The organism is Pseudomonas sp. NFX224 (assembly GCF_048565165.1).
Classification (GTDB): Bacteria; Pseudomonadota; Gammaproteobacteria; order Pseudomonadales; family Pseudomonadaceae; genus Aquipseudomonas.
This window is the reverse complement of sequence record NZ_CP183416.1, coordinates 3,506,233-3,522,540: the sequence shown is the minus strand read 5'-3', so window position 1 is coordinate 3,522,540 and position 16,308 is coordinate 3,506,233. Positions and strand designations below refer to the sequence as shown.

The window sequence follows — 16,308 nt, the reverse complement described above, 5'->3', positions numbered from 1 at the left end:
GAACACCTTATCCACAGAAGCACCAACAGACTTTGTGGGCAACTTGCACACAAACCGAGATGACTGTGGAAAACCACCGGAAAGGTGCCTATTTCCAGGCTTCAAGCGATCAATGACAGGTAAAAGTGATGGTTTGGTTATTTATTGACCAACCACGTGTAACCCTTGCCCTTTCTGGCCTGTAGACGACAGCAAACATCTTATCCACAGAAGCACCAACAGAGATTGGGGGCAACTCTTGATCCCTGTGTGGACTAATTCTCTGGAAAAAGCTTTGTAAAACCGGAAGTTAAGCTGATTATTTTTTGATCTAGCGGCTGCCCCCCCCGATTCACATGGGCTGCAGCAAGGGGCAAACATGTTATCCACAGAAGCGCCAACAGGGATTGTGGGTAAACCGGGTCAAACCTTGTTAAAACACGACCGCCCCGCCTCGATATCCAGATTCAACTCGAAGTCGTCGAACGCACGCCACCCCAGCAAGATCGATGGCACGTATTGCCCAAGCAACATGGACGGAGGAATGGTGAACCCCGGGTAATACTTGTAGGTAAGCGCCAAGGTGTTGCCCGGCAACTTCAACACGCCTTTGAAGGTCTGGTAATGCTGATTGCCAGCGTTGGCCGGTGAGTTGCCAGGGGTCATCGACGTGACGACATTGACCTGAGCACCCGGCGCAGCCGAGGTCAGGTAATCGACATTGCCGGTATCGACAATCGCGAACGTGGCCCGGTTGTCCAGCCTCGCGGGGATCGTCAGCCGTTGATTGATGTCCAGGCGGGTATAGGTAATCGGCGAATCGCATCGCACGGCACGCGCGGGGTTGAGTTCCAGGGTCTTGCGGGTGATTTTCAGCGGCCCGAGCTTGCTGATCAGATCGAGCCCCAGCAAGTTGTCGCGATCACTGACAAACACCAGGACGTTCCTGAACTCACTTGCGCCGATGCTCAAGGAGTCAAGGACGCCAAGTTTGGCGGACAGGTCGCGCTCGCCATAAAACGTGCTGTAGGCGTAGTGGGAGTCGGTCAGTAACCTGATCCCCAACAGCTTGGCAGTGGCGTAATTGATGCGGGTTTGCGGGGCACCGGTATCGACAATGAATCGTACCGAGTGGCCGTTTGCCGATTTAACGTCGATGAACGGCAGCACCTCGTCGGAGACGAAATGTTCGCTGGAATACGGATGAATCGTCAGCACTTCACGCTGCCGGTTTTTTTTCACCGAGAAATCGCCGGTCGTTCTCAGCGTCGACAGCGATTCGCTGCCGAACATGGAAAACAGCAGTTTCAACTCGGTATTGGCTTGGATTGCCCGAGCGTGTTTGCGCTGGGTTGCCACGAAGTAGTCCGGAAGCTGATTGGCCGCTTTGAGTTCGAACATCCGGGTAACAACCGACACGGAGCAATTGAGGTTGTTGCCCGCGTCCTGTACTTGCTCACAGCGTTGGCGTATCTGTGCCAACGAGGCTTTCTGCCCTGCCTCTGACACCAGCCACCGATCAAAATCCTGCTCAGGCGCTTCCGTCCGGGAGGCTGACATCAATCCCGAAGACACGCACATGGCGCTTGCAAAGAGCATCAAAGACCGACAGACAGCCTTCATATTCAACCCATTCATAAACCGGAGTTTTATGATCAAGCGCTGAATGTCTGAGATCCCGGAACCGTGCTGCACCCTTAAACAGCGCACAGAAAACTGTAGCTCACCGGCAGGCGAGCCGAGAGATTGTGGATAACGTTGTGTTTGCAGTTCCTGAAGCGGGATCAGGGCCTGTGCATAAGATAGGCGTCACCGGTGACGCGGATCATTGGATGAGGTGCGACCTGGCAGGTCTTGATGATTGCGAAGCCGTGCCGTTCATAAAAACGTCGGGCGCCGGTGTTGGCCGCATAGTCGATCAGGCTCAAGCCCTTGAGTCCCAGATGGTTGGCGCGTTCCTGGGCATGGGCGAGAAATTGCACGCCAAGGCCGCGGTTGCGCCAGCCCTCGTGCAGGGCAAGGCTGGAAATGTAGAGCGTGTCGGGGACTTCCATGTCGGCGTACGGCGCCAGCACCGGGTCGGTGGTTGGCACGGCCTCAGGATCGTGGCGCATCATGTAGCTGTGCAGCATGCCGATGACCTCGCCTTCGGACTCGGCGATCAGGCAATTCTGGTAAGAGAAATCGACGTCGTCACGGGCGTATCGAATCGCGCCGACCTCCAGCAGGTCCTGACCGGGTTCGGCCAACTGGCTCCAGATGTAATCCGAAGCGCCCTCTGACGAGATCTGGAACAAACGGGCAATTTCACGCGCATCGGTGCGCACAGCTGAACGAAACACAACGTCCATTTAATTGAACTCCTGGGTGCATGAGGCGCCGTTTTAACCTGAGCGCCTGGGGCAGGACAACGCACCGTGGGCACGGTTATATGTCCGCTTGTTGCGGGTTACGGCGCCGACCTAACGGACAACGCCTTCTTCAATCAACAACTTGAGAATCGCCTCCGCCCCGGCTTGCGCCGTGACGCCCTTGAGCACCTGTCCGCCTCCGCCACTGGCTTTCGCCGTTGCGGCTTTCATGCGATCGGCGCCGCTCTTGGCCTTGATCACCTTCAAACGTTTCGGTCGTGGCTTGGCGGGTTGCAAGGTCGCCACCGCCAACAGCTCATCGTCGATGACTTCCACATCATCAGCCTGCAACACCCCGCGTCGGGCCGGACCGTAGGCACTCTGCCGAGGCTTCGGCGCGGCGTTATCCACAGTCGCCAGAAACGGCAGCCGCACTTTCAAACGACGCCGCTGGCCACGGGGCAAGGCTTGCAGCACCAGCGCCGAACCACCGTCGATGGATTCGACCTGCGCCAGCCCCACCACCAGCGGCCAACCGAGGTTTTCCGCCAGCAGAAACGGCAACATGCCCGAGCCTTCACCGGTTTCCGCCTGACTGCCGGTCAGCACCACTTGTGCTCCGGCATCTCGCAAATACGCGGTCAACGCCGGCAGCGCGTCGGCGCCTTGCGGTTGCTCCAGCACGTGAAGTTGTTCAAGCCCCATGCCCAAATAGGCACGCAGTGCCGGCTCGGCGACGTCGCCAGCATGCAGCACCTGCAAGTGATCCCCAGCCAGTTGCAGACCCAGTTCCACCGCCCGCGCATCCTGCTCCGCGCGACGTGGCCGACCGGAAGTCGGGTGGGCGCCGATGGACACCAGGCTGATGATTTTCGTGCTCATAACCCTTTCCTTCCCTTAAGCCGCATCGCGCTTGGCGTCGTTGCGGTAAGCCTCTACCGCCGCGATCAAGGCTCGAAGAATCTCAGCGCTCTCGCCGATCACCGACAGGTCGGCACGTTTGATCATGTCGCAGCCAGGATCGAGGTTGATCGCCAGCACCTTGTCGCAGGCACCGATGCCTTGCAGGTGCTGGATCGCCCCGGAAATCCCCACCGCCACGTAGACCCGTGCGGTGACCCAAGTCCCCGATGCACCGACCTGACGGTCGCGAGCCATGAAACCATCGTCCACCGCCACCCGCGACGCACCTTCGGTGGCGCCGAGGGCCGCAGCCGTCTGGTGGAACAAATCCCAGTCCTTGACCCCGTTGCCGCCGGAGAAGATGAACTCGGCTTCGGCCATCGGAATCGCCGCCGGGTCCACCGCCACCGCGCCCAGATCCTCGATGCGCGAGAGACTGCGCGCGACGGTTGTGGATAACTCCACCGGCAACGCTTCGTGACGGGTTTCGCTGACCGGTTCGGCACATTCGACGGCGGCCAGAATCAAGCGCGCCACCGGGCGAGCCAAATCCTGCAGACCGGCGCCAGCGCGACCGATGCATTCCTGATCCTTGACCTGCCAGACCCGCGTGGCCGGGCGTTCGCCCAGTGCCGCAGCGAAGCGCCGACCCAATTCGCCGCCACCGCTGCGGCTGTCCGGCAACAGCCAGTGACGCGGGTTGAACTGGTTATCCACAGCCCGAAGGCCCTGGACACGTTGCTCGGGTGCATAACCGCTGAATTCTTCGCCTTCGAGCACCAGTAAGCGATCGACGCCGGCGGTGGCGAATGCACTTTCCTTGTGTTCACCGAAGACCACGGCCAGCACCGCACCGTCCTTGCCGGCCAGTTGATGAGCCAGGCCCAGCAGGTCGCGATCGTGGCTGCCCAAGCGGCCACCGACCATGTCCGGCACCACGCAAATGTAGAACGCCGGTGCTGGCACTTGATGCAACGGCAATTGCACCTCAACGGCGGCGGAACGCTTGGCTGTCCCGCCCTGCTGAGCGCCGCTGCGGTCAATGCGCTTGATGCCGTTGGGGCCGATAAAACCGATGCCGTGCAGGTTCTTGCGGATGACGCCGTTTGGCCCCATCCAGCTGTGCTGCGCCGGTTGCATGGCCGCGTGCAACGGGTGCAGACGATTACGGGCGATCCATTCGGCACGGGGGTCGCGGCGGATAATGTCGCTCATCAATGCACCTCCGCAGGTTCACGTTTGGCCGGTGTCGACGGCTTGGATGCTTCGTCTTCAAGCAATGCGTCGGCCACCAGTTCGGCGATGTCCTTGATCAGCGGCCGCGGTTCGACCACGCCTTCGAGCATCGCCGTGCACTGCGGGCAACCCACGGCCACCAGCTCGGCGCCCGTCTCGCGGATGTCTTCCATGCGCATGTCGGGAATCCGCTGCTTGCCCGGTATGTCGGTGATCGGTGCGCCGCCACCACCGCCGCAGCAGCGCGAGCGGAAACCGGAACGTTGCATCTCTTTGACTTCAATCCCCAGCGCACGCAGGACCTGACGCGGTGCCTCGTATTCGCCGTTGTAGCGGCCGAGGTAGCACGGGTCGTGATAGGTCACGCTGTCGCCTTTATGCTGACCGAGGTTCAGCGCGCCAGCATCGATGATTTCCGCCATGTAGGTGCTGTGGTGCTGCACGAGGTAGTTGCCGTCGAAGGCACCATATTCGTTTTTCAGCACGTGGAAGCTGTGCGGATCGCAAGTGACGATGCGGTTGAAGCTGTATTTGGCCAGGGTCTGGATGTTGCGCTTGGCCAGCAACTGGAAGGTCGCTTCGTCACCCAGGCGTCGGGCCACGTCACCGCTGTCACGCTCTTCGAGGCCGAGCACGGCGAAGTCGATTTTCGCTGCTTTCAGCACTTTGACGAATGCGCGCAAGGTGCGCTGGTTGCGCATGTCGAAGGCACCGTCGCCAACCCAGAACAGCACGTCAGTGGTTTTCTTCTCGCTCATCAGATTGAGGTTCAAGTCCGCCGCCCAGTTCATCCGTCCGCCTGGAGCAAAGCCGCCCGGGTTGTCAGTGGCGATCAGGTTTTCCAGGACTTCCGCGCCCTTGTTCGGGGTTGCGCCTTTTTCCAGGGTCAGGTGGCGACGCATGTCGACGATGGCATCGACGTGCTCGATCATCATCGGGCATTCCTCGACACAGGCGCGGCAAGTGGTGCACGACCACAGGGTTTCGGCGTCGACCAGACCGTTGACGATCGGTTGATGCGGATTGCCGGCGTGTTCGCCAATCGGTTTGCCAGGATACGGGCTGCCGGCGAACTTGGCGTCAGTGCCACCGGCCAGGCCGACGACCATGTCCTGAATCAGTTTTTTCGGGTTCAGCGGCTGGCCGGCGGCGAACGCCGGGCACGCGGCTTCGCATTTACCGCACTGCACGCAGGCGTCGAAGCCGAGCAACTGGTTCCAGGTGAAATCCTTGGGTTTTTCCACACCCAGCGGCGCGGTCGGGTCGTTCAAGTCCAGAGGCTTGAGGCCCGTGGAACGACCGCCACCGAAGCGTTCGGCGCGGCGGTGCCAAGCCAGGTGCAACGCACCGGCGAAGGCGTGCTTCATCGGCCCGCCCCAGGTCATGCCGAAGAACAATTCCGACACGCCCCACAACACGCCAACCCCGAGAATCGCCGCCAACAGCCAGCCGCCGAAGTTTTCCGGGAGGATCCCGGCCACCGGCAGGGTCAACAGGAAGAACGACGCCGAGAACGCCAACAGGCTTTTCGGCAGGCGCATCCACGGGCCTTTCGACAGCCGTGAAGGCGGGTTACGTCGGCGCAGGTAAACGAAGATCGCGCCGACAAACATCACCGCCGACATCAGCAACAGTGCATAACCGAGGATGCGGTTATGCAAACCGAAACCGTGCACCAGAATCGCCAGCACGATGGACGCCACCGCGCCGCCAGCCGTGGCAACGTGGGTGTTGGCGATGTATTTGTCCCGCGCCACCACGTGGTGCAGGTCGACCATGTAACGCTTGGGCATGGCGAACAAGCCGCCGATCAGGTCGACCTTCGAGGCCCGGCCCCGGCGCCACATGGCTACCCGCCGCAACGCGCCAAGGACGCCAAGGCCCAGGGCTGCGAACAACAGGATTGGAAGAAGGGTGTTCAACATAGGTGTTGCTCCCAAGACCTCGGGTCTTGCAGGTCGAGATGCCTTACTCGGTTCCTGTGGGAGCGGGCTTGCTCGCGAAAGCGATGGGTCAGTCAATTCATGTGTGACTGACAGAATGCATTCGCGAGCAAGCCCCCTCCCACAGGGTCATGTGCAAGCCTTTAGAAGTCTTTGCACAACCGCAGCGCGTCATAGATCGCCGCATGCACGTTCCGCTGGGCCACGCAGTCGCCGATGCGGAACAACAAGTAGCCGTCGCCGCTCTGCTCCAGGCAAGGCTGCGGCTTGATCGCGAACAAGGCTTCGACGTCGATCTGGCCCTTGTTGCGCGAGCCTTCCTTCATCGCGTAGTAGATCTCCTCGTCCGGACGCACGCCGTTCTCGATCACCACCTGGTCCACCACCCGCTCCTCTTTGGCGCCGGTGTATTCGTTTTCCAGCACCGCCACCAGCTTGTCGCCTTCGCGGTAGACCTTCTCCAGCATCATGTCGCCGGTCATGATCACTTCTTTCGGGTACATGCTGCGGTAGTAAGTCGGGAACGACGTACCACCGATGGCGACGCCCGGCTTGATGTCGTCGGTGACGATCTCGACCTGGCTGCCCTTGTCCGCAATGAAGTCGGCGGTCGACATGCCGGTGAATTCGCAGATGGTGTCGTACACCAGCACGTTCTTGCCCGGCGCCACCTTGCCGTCGAGCACGTCCCAGCTGCTGACCACCAGGCCTTCAGCCGCGCCCCAGTGTTCGTTCTGTTCGATGAACGGATGACCGCCGACGGCCAGCACCACCACGTCCGGACGCAGGTCCATGATGGTCGGCGCATCCGCCGCGGTGCCCAGGCGCAGGTCGACTTTCAGCCGCGCCAGTTCCAGCTGATACCAGCGGGTGATACCGGCGATCTGATCCCGTTGCGGCGCTTTCGACGCTGTAGTGATTTGCCCGCCGATGAATTCTTTCTTCTCGAACAGCGTTACGTCGTGACCACGTTCGGCGGCAACGCGAGCGGCTTCCATCCCCGCAGGACCGGCGCCGACCACCACCACTTTGCGTTTCACACCAGTGGTTTTCTCGATGATGTGCGGCAGGCCCATGTATTCACGGGAGGTCGCCGCGTTCTGGATGCACAACACATCCAGGCCTTGATACTGACGGTCGATGCAGTAGTTGGCGCCGACGCACTGCTTGATCTGGTCGATCTGGCCCATCTTGATCTTGGCGATCAGGTGCGGGTCGGCAATGTGCGCGCGGGTCATGCCGACCATGTCGACGTAACCGCCTTCCAGAATACGGGTGGCCTGGTTCGGGTCCTTGATGTTCTGTGCGTGCAGCACCGGAACCTTGACCACTTCCTTGATACCGGCGGCCAGGTGCAGGAACGGCTCCGGCGGGTAACTCATGTTGGGGATCACGTTGGCCAGGGTGTTGTGAGTGTCGCAACCCGAGCCCACGACACCAATGAAATCAAGCATGCCGGTGTCGTCGTAATACTTGGCGATCTGCTTCATGTCCTCGTGGGACAGACCATCCGGGTGGAACTCGTCACCACAGATACGCATGCCCACGCAGAAGTCGTCACCGACTTCGGCGCGCACGGCCTTCAAGACTTCCAGGCCGAACTTCATGCGGCCCTCAAAGCTGCCGCCCCATTCGTCGGTACGCTTGTTGACCCGCGGGCTCCAGAACTGGTCGATCATGTGCTGGTGCACCGCCGACAGTTCCACGCCATCCAGGCCACCGGCCTTGGCACGGCGCGCGGCTTGCGCGTAGTTGCCGATCACCCGCCAGATTTCTTCCGGCTCGATGGTTTTACAGGTCGCACGGTGCACCGGCTCGCGAACGCCTGATGGCGACATCAGGGTCGGCCAGTTGAAACCGTCCCAACGCGAGCGACGGCCCATGTGGGTAATCTGGATCATGATCTTGGCGCCGTGCTTGTGCATGGCGTCGGCCAGATTCTGGAAATGCGGGATGATGCGGTCGGTGGACAAGTTCACCGAGCTCCACCACTCCTGCGGGCTGTCGATCGCCACGACGGACGAACCGCCGCAGATCGCCAGGCCGATCCCGCCCTTGGCCTTCTCTTCGTAATACTTGACGTACCGGTCGGTGGTCATGCCGCCGTCGGTCGCATAGACCTCGGCGTGCGCGGTGCTGAGCACGCGGTTGCGGATGGTCAGTTTGCCGATCTGGATCGGCTGGAACATTGCTTCGAAAGCCATGGCGGGTTCCTCGACTTACAACGGCTTGACGATGAACAAGCCGTCTTCGTGGCCCTCTTCGGAGCCACCGTAGACTTGCTCGGCCACGGTGCGGATCTGGCTGCCGCGAGCGGCGAGGATCTGATCCATCGCACCGGCAAACCAGCCGGTGAACATGTAGTCGACCTTGCGCCCGACCTTGCCGTACACGTAGACGAACGCCGAGTGTTCGAGCTTGACGCTGGCGGTGCCTTTGTCGAGGTCGATGTCCTGGATATTGAACAGGCCCCAGCCGCGCTGCGACAGGCGCTTCATGTAGTGCTCGAACACCGCGACGCCTTCCAGGCCGTGGCATTCAGCTTCTTTTTCACACCAGTGCCAGGCGGACTTGTAGCCGGCCTTGTAGAGGATCTCGGCGTAGGCGTCGGCACCCAGCACTTCCTCGATGCCCATGTGATTGTTGACGAAGAAATGGCGCGGTACGTACAGCATCGGCAGGGCGTCGGAGGTCCAGACACCGGTTTCGCTGTCGACTTCGATAGGCAATTGCGGGGCGATCTTGGCCATGGAAACTTAACTCCAGAAAATTCGTTGTGTTGCCTGCGGCGCGGACGGCCGCAGGAAAGGATTCAGAAGTGCGGCGGCTTATTCGCCCCAGACGTCTTTGAGGACGCTTACCCAGTTCTCGCCCATGATCTTGCGCACCACGCGTTCGGAATGGCCGCGCTTGAGCAAGGTTTCGGTCAGGTTCGGGAACTCGCCGACGGTGCGGATGCCCAGCGGGTTGATGATCTTGCCGAAGCTGGTCAGGCGGCGGGCGTAGCCCTTGTCGTGGGTCAGGTATTCGAAGAAGTCCTGACCGTGACCCTGGGTGAAGTCGGTGCCGATGCCGATGGCGTCTTCGCCGACGATGTTCATGGTGTATTCGATGGCTTCGGCGTAGTCGTCGATGGTCGAATCGATGCCCTTGGCCAGGAACGGCGCGAACATGGTCACGCCGACGAAACCACCGTGGTCGGCGATGAATTTCAGTTCTTCATCGGATTTGTTGCGCGGGTGAATTTTCAGGCCCGATGGCAGGCAGTGGGAGTAGCAGACCGGTTTTTTCGATTCGAGGATGACTTCTTCGGAAGTCTTGGAGCCGACGTGAGACAGGTCGCACATCACGCCAACGCGGTTCATCTCGGCAACGATTTCGCGACCGAAGCCCGACAGGCCGCCGTCACGCTCGTAGCACCCGGTGCCGACCAGGTTCTGGGTGTTGTAGCACATCTGCACGATACCGACGCCAAGCTGCTTGAAGACTTCGACATAGCCGATCTGGTCTTCAAAGGCGTGGGCATTCTGAAAGCCGAAGAGAATGCCGGTCTTGCCCTGTTCCTTGGCTTTACGGATGTCGGCGGTGGTGCGTACCGGAATCACCAGGTCGCTGTTCTCGCGGATCAGCTTCTGGCTGGCGGCGATGTTATTGACGGTGGCCTGAAAGCCCTCCCACACCGACACGGTGCAGTTGGCTGCAGTCAAACCGCCCTTGCGCATGTCTTCGAACAGCTCGCGGTTCCATTTGGCAATGATCAGACCGTCGATAACGATGCTGTCGGCGTGTAATTCGGCTGGGCTCATCAGGCGTCCCCTTATTGGCGATTCATGCGCCGAATCGTCTGCCGGCGCTTTGGGGCCAGCATATGCCTCGGTGCAGGGGCAGCCGGGTGCAAAAACGACAGGGGAATTGCCGAAAGCGTCAATCCGCGACAAAGGGTCGTCGCCAGGCACTATTGGCGACCTGTTCAAGGCCGTCCGGTTGGGCCAGAATTCGCCCCATCACTGGAATAGAGCGGCGACCTGAATGAAATCCATCCTTCTGGCTTTGGCACTGATTGCGACCGGCGTACACGCAGCGGAGGAGTCCGACGACAACCCCTGCGACAAAGTCGAAAACGACGTCCAGACCCTGGAATGCTCGGCCTTCAGCAAAACCACCGCCGAAGACCTGCTGAGCGAAAACCTCAAAAGCCTGAACGAGCGCATGCAGTCGCTCTACGGCAAGAACCCGACGCAATTGGCCGACATCAGCGCCAAAATCAAAGCCGCCCAAGCCCAATGGCTGAAAACCCGCGACGCCGACTGCGCCGTGGAAGCCTTCCCGGCGACAACCGGCAGCAAGGCGTTCACCATGGCGCAGAACGATTGCGTGGCGCGGATGAGTGATGAGCGGTCGGAGTTTTTGGAGTCGATTGGGCAGGACTGATGCCATCGTCAGCCAACTTGAGCTGTAAGCTGCACGCCATCAGCCAGCTAAGGGATCCAACATGAAAGTCTGCGGCATCGAAATCAAAGGCAGCGAAGCGATCATCGCCGTGGCGTCTCTCGACGGTACGAATTTGAGTCACGTCGCCCTGGCCACCAAGAAAATCGCCCTCGACGATGACGACGAAGCGGCCAACGTCAAAGTGTTCGCCGCTCAGGTCGCTTCGTTTGTCCGCGAAAACTCCATCGACCGCATCGCGATCAAGAAGCGCAGCAAGAAAGGTGAGTTCGCCGGTGGGCCGACTACCTTCAAGATCGAAGGGGTTCTCCAGTTGCTGGAAAATTGCGAGGTAGCCCTGCTGTCGCCACAGACCATCAATGCCCAGGCTAAAAAGCACAATTTCGAACTGCCGGGGACGCTGAACAAGTATCAGCATGAGGCGTACAAGGCGGCGTGCTCGGCACTTTTGAAGAAGTAACCGATCGTCCTGACAGAGCAAATCAACTGTGGGAGCCAGCCTGCTGGCGATGGCCGTGTATCAATCGACATTTATGTGTCTGACACACCGCTATCGCCAGCAGGCTGGCTGGCTGGCTGGCTGGCTCCCACAGGGTGTTCGGGTGTTCATGCTTTTGCGGTACGCCGGTCTTCTCTCGGACAACGCTCATACTTCGCCCGATAGCTACGAGTGAAATACGACGGCGATTCAAACCCGCAGGCAATGCTCACTTCCAGCACGCTCATGTCGGTCTGCCGCAGCAATTGCCGGGCCTTTTCCAGCCTTAATCGCAAATAGAAATTGCTCGGTGTGTCGTTCAGGTGCAACCGGAACAGGCGCTCCAGTTGCCGACGCGTCACCTTGATCGATTCCGCCAGTTCCAGCGTGCTCAGCGGCGGCTCGCTGTGCTGCTCCATTTCCCCGATCACATGCACCAGCTTCTTGTTGCTGATGCCGTAGCGCGTGGCGACTTCCATGCGCTGGTGGTCTTTGCGCGGGCGGATGCGGCCAAGCACGAATTGCTCGCTGACCTGGATCGCCAGCTCCGGCCCGTGGGCCTGGGCGATCAGATCCAGCATCAAATCGATGGACGCGGTGCCACCGGCGGAGGTGATGCGCCGACGGTCGATCTCGAACAGTTCCTGGGTGACGCTGAGCTGCGGATAGGACTCCTTGAAGGCATCGATAGCCTCCCAATGCAGGGTCAGGCGATGACCGTCGAGCAGGCCCGCTTCGGCGAGGACGAAACTGCCGGTGTCGATGGCGCCGAGGGTCACGCCTTCGTTGTCCAGTCGGCGCAACCAGTGTTCCAGTGCAGGGGTGGCGAACTTCAGTGGCTCGAAACCGGCGACCACCAACAACGTCGCGCCTTTTTTCAGCGGCTCAAGCGCCGCATCGGCGTTGACCGACATGCCGTTGCTGGCCAGTACCGCCCCACCATCGGCGCTCAGCACATGCCAGCGATACAACTCGCCACGAAAACGATTGGCGACCCGCAGTGGCTCGATGGCCGAGATAAATCCAATGGCCGAGAAACCCGGCATCAACAAGAAATAGAAATCCTGGGACATGGAGCGCACTCGCTTAGCAGGTAACAAGAGGGCGGGCAGCGTGAAGACGTTGATACGCCAGTTGCAACAGGCATTCAAGAGGTCAGGTCGCTGCAGTGCAAGAGCTGGTCGCCGCAGTGCGCTTTCATGGCCGCTTAGCTGCGTAACTTGGCATCACCGGCGCACAAAGATGACCGGACCCACAATAATGAAACTGCCGAGGAACCTGAGAATGAAACGACTGATCAGCAGCTGTGTTCTTGCACTCAGTGGTACCGCTTTGCTGAGCGCCAACGTCATGGCCGCCGAACCCGCCTCTTGCCAGAATGTGCGCATGGGCGTGGTGAACTGGACCGACGTTATCGCTACCAGCGCGATGACCCAGGTATTGCTCGACGGCCTCGGATATAGCACCAAACAAACCAGCGCATCCCAGCAAATCATCTTCGCCGGGATCCGCGATCAGCGCCTGGACCTGTTCCTGGGTTACTGGAACCCGCTGATGACGCAGACCATTACCCCGTTCGTCGACGCCAACCAGGTCAAGGTGCTTGAAGCACCAAGCCTAAAAGATGCCCGCGCCACGCTGGCCGTGCCGACCTACCTCGCCGACAAAGGCCTGAAGACTTTCGCCGACATCGCCAAGTTCGAAAAAGAGCTGGGCGGCAAGATCTACGGCATCGAGCCTGGCTCGGGCGCCAACACCCAGATCAAGGCGATGATCACCAAGAACCAGTTCGGCCTCGGCAAGTTCCAGCTGGTCGAATCCAGCGAGGCCGGCATGCTCGCCGCCGTCGATCGCGCAGTGCGTCGCAAGGAAGCCGTGGTGTTCTTCGGCTGGGCACCGCACCCGATGAACGTCAACGTGCAGATGACTTACCTCACCGGCAGCGACGACGCCCTCGGCCCGAACGAAGGCATGGCGACTGTCTGGACCGTCACCGCGCCGAAGTACGCCGATCAATGCCCGAACATCGGTCGCCTGCTGAGCAACCTGACGTTCACCGCCGAAGACGAGAGCCGGATGATGCAGCCGCTGCTGGATCACAAGGACGCTTTCGAATCGGCCAAGCAATGGCTCAAGGATCACCCGCAAGACAAGCAGCGCTGGCTTGAAGGTGTGACCACTTTCGACGGCAAACCGGCTGCTGAAAACCTGAAACTGACCAGTAAGTAACCCGCTCTTTTTTCTGAACCGAACCACCGATTCGCAGCCCGACAGGGCTGCGAACGGGACCACCACGCCTGAAGGAAACCACCTCATGAACCACGACGTCATCATCACCTGCGCACTCACCGGTGCTGGCGACACGACCGCCAAGAGCCCACATGTGCCGGTCACCCCGAAACAAATCGCCGCTGCCGCCGTGGAAGCCGCCAAGGCCGGTGCCACCGTGGTTCACTGCCACGTTCGCGACCCGCAAACCGGCAAGTTCAGCCGCGACGTGGCGCTGTACCGCGAAGTGATGGAACGCATCCGCGAGGCCGACGTCGACATCATCGTCAACCTCACCGCCGGCATGGGCGGCGATCTGGAAATCGGCGCCGGTGAGAACCCGATGGAGTTCGGTCCGAACACCGACCTGGTCGGTCCGCTGACCCGTCTGGCCCACGTCGAAGAGCTGCTGCCGGAAATCTGCACCCTCGATTGCGGCACCCTGAACTTCGGCGACGGCGACACCATTTACGTGTCCACTCCGGCACAGCTGCGGGCTGGCGCCAAACGCATCCAAGAGCTTGGCGTGAAAGCCGAGCTGGAAATCTTCGACACCGGTCACCTGTGGTTTGCCAAGCAGATGATCAAGGAAGGCCTGCTCGACAACCCGCTGTTCCAACTGTGCCTGGGCATCCCGTGGGGCGCCCCGGCGGATACCACCACCATGAAAGCCATGGTCGACAACCTGCCGGCCGATGCGGTCTGGGCTGGCTTTGGTATCGGCCGCATGCAGATGCCGATGGCCGCGCAAGCGGTGCTGCTGGGGGGCAACGTGCGGGTCGGGCTGGAAGACAACCTGTGGCTGGACAAGGGCGTTCTGGCGACCAACGGCCAATTGGTCGAACGCGCCAGCGAAATCCTCAGTCGCCTCGGAGCCCGTGTCCTGACCCCGGCTGAAGGTCGGGCAAAAATGGGCCTGACCAAGCGCGGTTGATTCCACCACCTTTTCCCCCTGTGGGAGCGAGCCTGCTCGCGATAGCGGTTTATCTGTCGCAAATGATGCATCGGATGTACCGACATCATCGCGAGCAGGCTCGCTCCCACAGTTTTTTCCGAGCCAAATTCAGGAAGTCGCCATGAGCTTTATCACCGAAATCAAAACCTTCGCCGCGCTGGGCAGCGGTGTCATCGGCAGCGGTTGGGTGTCCCGCGCCCTCGCCCACGGCCTCGACGTGGTGGCCTGGGACCCGGCGCCCGGTGCCGAAGCCGCGCTGCGCAAACGTGTCGCCAACGCCTGGGACGCGCTGGAAAAACAAGGCCTGGCACCCGGCGCCTCACAGGACCGTTTGCGCTTCGTCGCCACCATCGAAGAATGCGTTCGCGATGCAGACTTTATCCAGGAAAGCGCTCCGGAACGCCTTGAGCTGAAACTCGAACTGCACAGCAAAATCAGCGCGGCGGCCAAGCCCAATGCACTGATCGGCTCCAGCACGTCCGGCCTGTTGCCGAGTGAGTTCTACGAGAGCTCGACCCACCCGGAACGCTGCGTGGTCGGACACCCGTTCAACCCGGTTTACCTGCTGCCCTTGGTGGAAGTGGTCGGCGGTAAAAACACTGCACCCGAAGCCGTGCAAGCGGCGATGAAAGTCTACGAATCCCTCGGTATGCGCCCGCTGCATGTGCGCAAGGAAGTGCCTGGTTTCATCGCCGACCGCTTGCTCGAAGCGCTGTGGCGCGAGGCGCTGCACCTGGTCAACGACGGCGTGGCCACCACGGGCGAAATCGACGATGCGATCCGTTTTGGCGCCGGTCTGCGCTGGTCGTTCATGGGCACATTCCTGACCTACACTCTGGCCGGCGGTGATGCTGGTATGCGCCACTTCATGGCGCAGTTTGGCCCGGCCTTGCAGTTGCCCTGGACTTACCTCCCGGCGCCGGAATTGACCGACAAACTGATCGACGATGTGGTGGATGGCACCAGCGATCAACTGGGCAAACACAGCATTTCGGCGCTGGAGCGCTATCGTGATGACTGCCTGCTGGCGGTGCTTGAGGCCGTGAAGACCACCAAAGAGAAGCACGGGATGGCGTTCAGCGAGTAATCGCCCCCCTTGTGGCGAGGGAGCTTGCTCCCGTTCGGCCGCGAAGCGGTCGCGAACCGGCGAATGCGATCAGCCTGATAGACGCATATCGAGGTTTTGGGACTGCTTTGCAATCCAGCGGGAGCAAGCTCTCTCACCACAAATGAGTACTCCAGTCACTATTTGCGGACCTTCATCATGCCCACCCTCACCACTTACCAAACCAAAATCATCCCCGACTGGGTCGACTACAACGGCCACCTGCGCGACGCCTTCTACCTGCTGATTTTCAGCTACGCCACCGATGCCCTGATGGATCGCCTGGGCCTGGACAGCAACAGTCGCGAAGCCAGCGGCAACTCGCTGTTCACCCTCGAACTGCACCTGAACTACCTGCACGAAGTGAAACTCGACGCCGACGTCGAGGTGCACACCCAAATCATCGCCCACGACAGCAAACGCCTGCACCTCTATCACAGCCTGCATCTGGTCGGTGACGACAAGGCGCTCGCCGGCAACGAGCAGATGCTGCTGCACGTGGACCTCGCCGGGCCGCGTTCGATGCCGTTCAGCGAACTGTCCCTGACCCGGCTGCAAGCCATCGTCGCCGAACAGGCGGACCTGCCAACCCCCGAGTACATTGGCCGAGTGATCGCATTACCGACAAAAAAATAATAAGG

15 protein-coding genes are annotated in these 16,308 nt (G+C 60.6%); 6 read left to right on the top strand and 9 right to left on the bottom strand.

The window, feature by feature from the left end:
- Positions 1–402: 402 nt before the first annotated feature.
- The 8 genes from ACNYC6_RS15900 to ACNYC6_RS15865 form a co-directional block, all read right to left on the bottom strand.
- Positions 403–1,617, bottom strand: coding sequence for a retropepsin-like aspartic protease (locus ACNYC6_RS15900; RefSeq protein ID WP_419708233.1), 1,215 nt, complete (start codon positions 1,615–1,617; stop codon positions 403–405).
- A 146-nt stretch (positions 1,618–1,763) separates the two neighbouring features.
- Positions 1,764–2,330: an N-acetyltransferase family protein gene (locus tag ACNYC6_RS15895; RefSeq protein WP_419708232.1), complete on the bottom strand. Its 567-nt coding sequence runs from the start codon at positions 2,328–2,330 to the stop codon at positions 1,764–1,766.
- A gap of 111 nt (positions 2,331–2,441) precedes the next feature.
- Positions 2,442–3,212 (bottom strand): electron transfer flavoprotein subunit beta, encoded by a 771-nt coding sequence (locus tag ACNYC6_RS15890; RefSeq protein ID WP_419708231.1) that lies wholly within the window; start codon positions 3,210–3,212, stop codon positions 2,442–2,444.
- A gap of 15 nt (positions 3,213–3,227) precedes the next feature.
- A complete protein-coding gene (locus ACNYC6_RS15885) occupies positions 3,228–4,448 on the bottom strand; it encodes an electron transfer flavoprotein subunit alpha/FixB family protein (protein ID WP_419708230.1) in 1,221 nt (406 codons plus the stop codon).
- Positions 4,448–6,394 carry a dimethylglycine demethylation protein DgcB gene (gene dgcB, locus ACNYC6_RS15880; protein WP_419708229.1) on the bottom strand — a complete coding sequence of 649 codons (1,947 nt, stop codon included), beginning with the start codon at positions 6,392–6,394 and terminating at the stop codon, positions 4,448–4,450. The genes ACNYC6_RS15885 and dgcB overlap by 1 nt, the downstream gene beginning before the upstream one ends.
- Positions 6,395–6,555: 161 nt before the next feature.
- Complete coding sequence (gene dgcA / locus ACNYC6_RS15875) at positions 6,556–8,616, bottom strand: dimethylglycine demethylation protein DgcA (RefSeq protein ID WP_419708228.1); 2,061 nt, start codon at positions 8,614–8,616, stop codon at positions 6,556–6,558.
- 15 nt (positions 8,617–8,631) lie between these two features.
- Positions 8,632–9,162, bottom strand: a complete 531-nt coding sequence (locus ACNYC6_RS15870) for a DUF5943 domain-containing protein (RefSeq protein ID WP_419708227.1) — start codon at positions 9,160–9,162, stop codon at positions 8,632–8,634.
- A 78-nt stretch (positions 9,163–9,240) separates the two neighbouring features.
- On the bottom strand, positions 9,241–10,218 hold the full coding sequence (locus ACNYC6_RS15865) for a dipeptidase (RefSeq protein WP_128874053.1): 978 nt from the start codon (positions 10,216–10,218) through the stop codon (positions 9,241–9,243).
- 223 nt (positions 10,219–10,441) lie between these two features.
- Here ACNYC6_RS15865 and ACNYC6_RS15860 point away from each other — a divergent pair, with 223 nt between their 5' ends.
- Together ACNYC6_RS15860 and ACNYC6_RS15855 are read left to right on the top strand one after the other, a co-directional pair.
- Positions 10,442–10,843: a lysozyme inhibitor LprI family protein gene (locus tag ACNYC6_RS15860; protein ID WP_419708226.1), complete on the top strand. Its 402-nt coding sequence runs from the start codon at positions 10,442–10,444 to the stop codon at positions 10,841–10,843.
- 61 nt (positions 10,844–10,904) lie between these two features.
- Entirely contained in the window at positions 10,905–11,321 is a 417-nt protein-coding gene (locus ACNYC6_RS15855; protein ID WP_419708225.1) for a DUF3010 family protein, read from the top strand.
- Positions 11,322–11,467: 146 nt separating this feature from the next.
- Here the strand turns inward: ACNYC6_RS15855 and ACNYC6_RS15850 are convergent, their stop codons facing one another.
- Positions 11,468–12,412: a GlxA family transcriptional regulator gene (locus ACNYC6_RS15850; protein ID WP_419708224.1), complete on the bottom strand. Its 945-nt coding sequence runs from the start codon at positions 12,410–12,412 to the stop codon at positions 11,468–11,470.
- 211 nt (positions 12,413–12,623) lie between these two features.
- Here ACNYC6_RS15850 and ACNYC6_RS15845 point away from each other — a divergent pair, with 211 nt between their 5' ends.
- From ACNYC6_RS15845 to ACNYC6_RS15830, 4 genes are all read left to right on the top strand, one after another.
- Positions 12,624–13,568, top strand: coding sequence for a choline ABC transporter substrate-binding protein (locus ACNYC6_RS15845; RefSeq protein ID WP_419708223.1), 945 nt, complete (start codon positions 12,624–12,626; stop codon positions 13,566–13,568).
- 85 nt (positions 13,569–13,653) lie between these two features.
- Positions 13,654–14,541 carry a 3-keto-5-aminohexanoate cleavage protein gene (locus tag ACNYC6_RS15840; RefSeq protein ID WP_057712986.1) on the top strand — a complete coding sequence of 296 codons (888 nt, stop codon included), beginning with the start codon at positions 13,654–13,656 and terminating at the stop codon, positions 14,539–14,541.
- Between the two features lie 142 nt (positions 14,542–14,683).
- Positions 14,684–15,649, top strand: a complete 966-nt coding sequence (locus tag ACNYC6_RS15835) for an L-carnitine dehydrogenase (RefSeq protein WP_419708222.1) — start codon at positions 14,684–14,686, stop codon at positions 15,647–15,649.
- A 177-nt stretch (positions 15,650–15,826) separates the two neighbouring features.
- Positions 15,827–16,303, top strand: coding sequence for a thioesterase family protein (locus ACNYC6_RS15830; RefSeq protein ID WP_419708221.1), 477 nt, complete (start codon positions 15,827–15,829; stop codon positions 16,301–16,303).
- Positions 16,304–16,308: the final 5 nt, after the last annotated feature.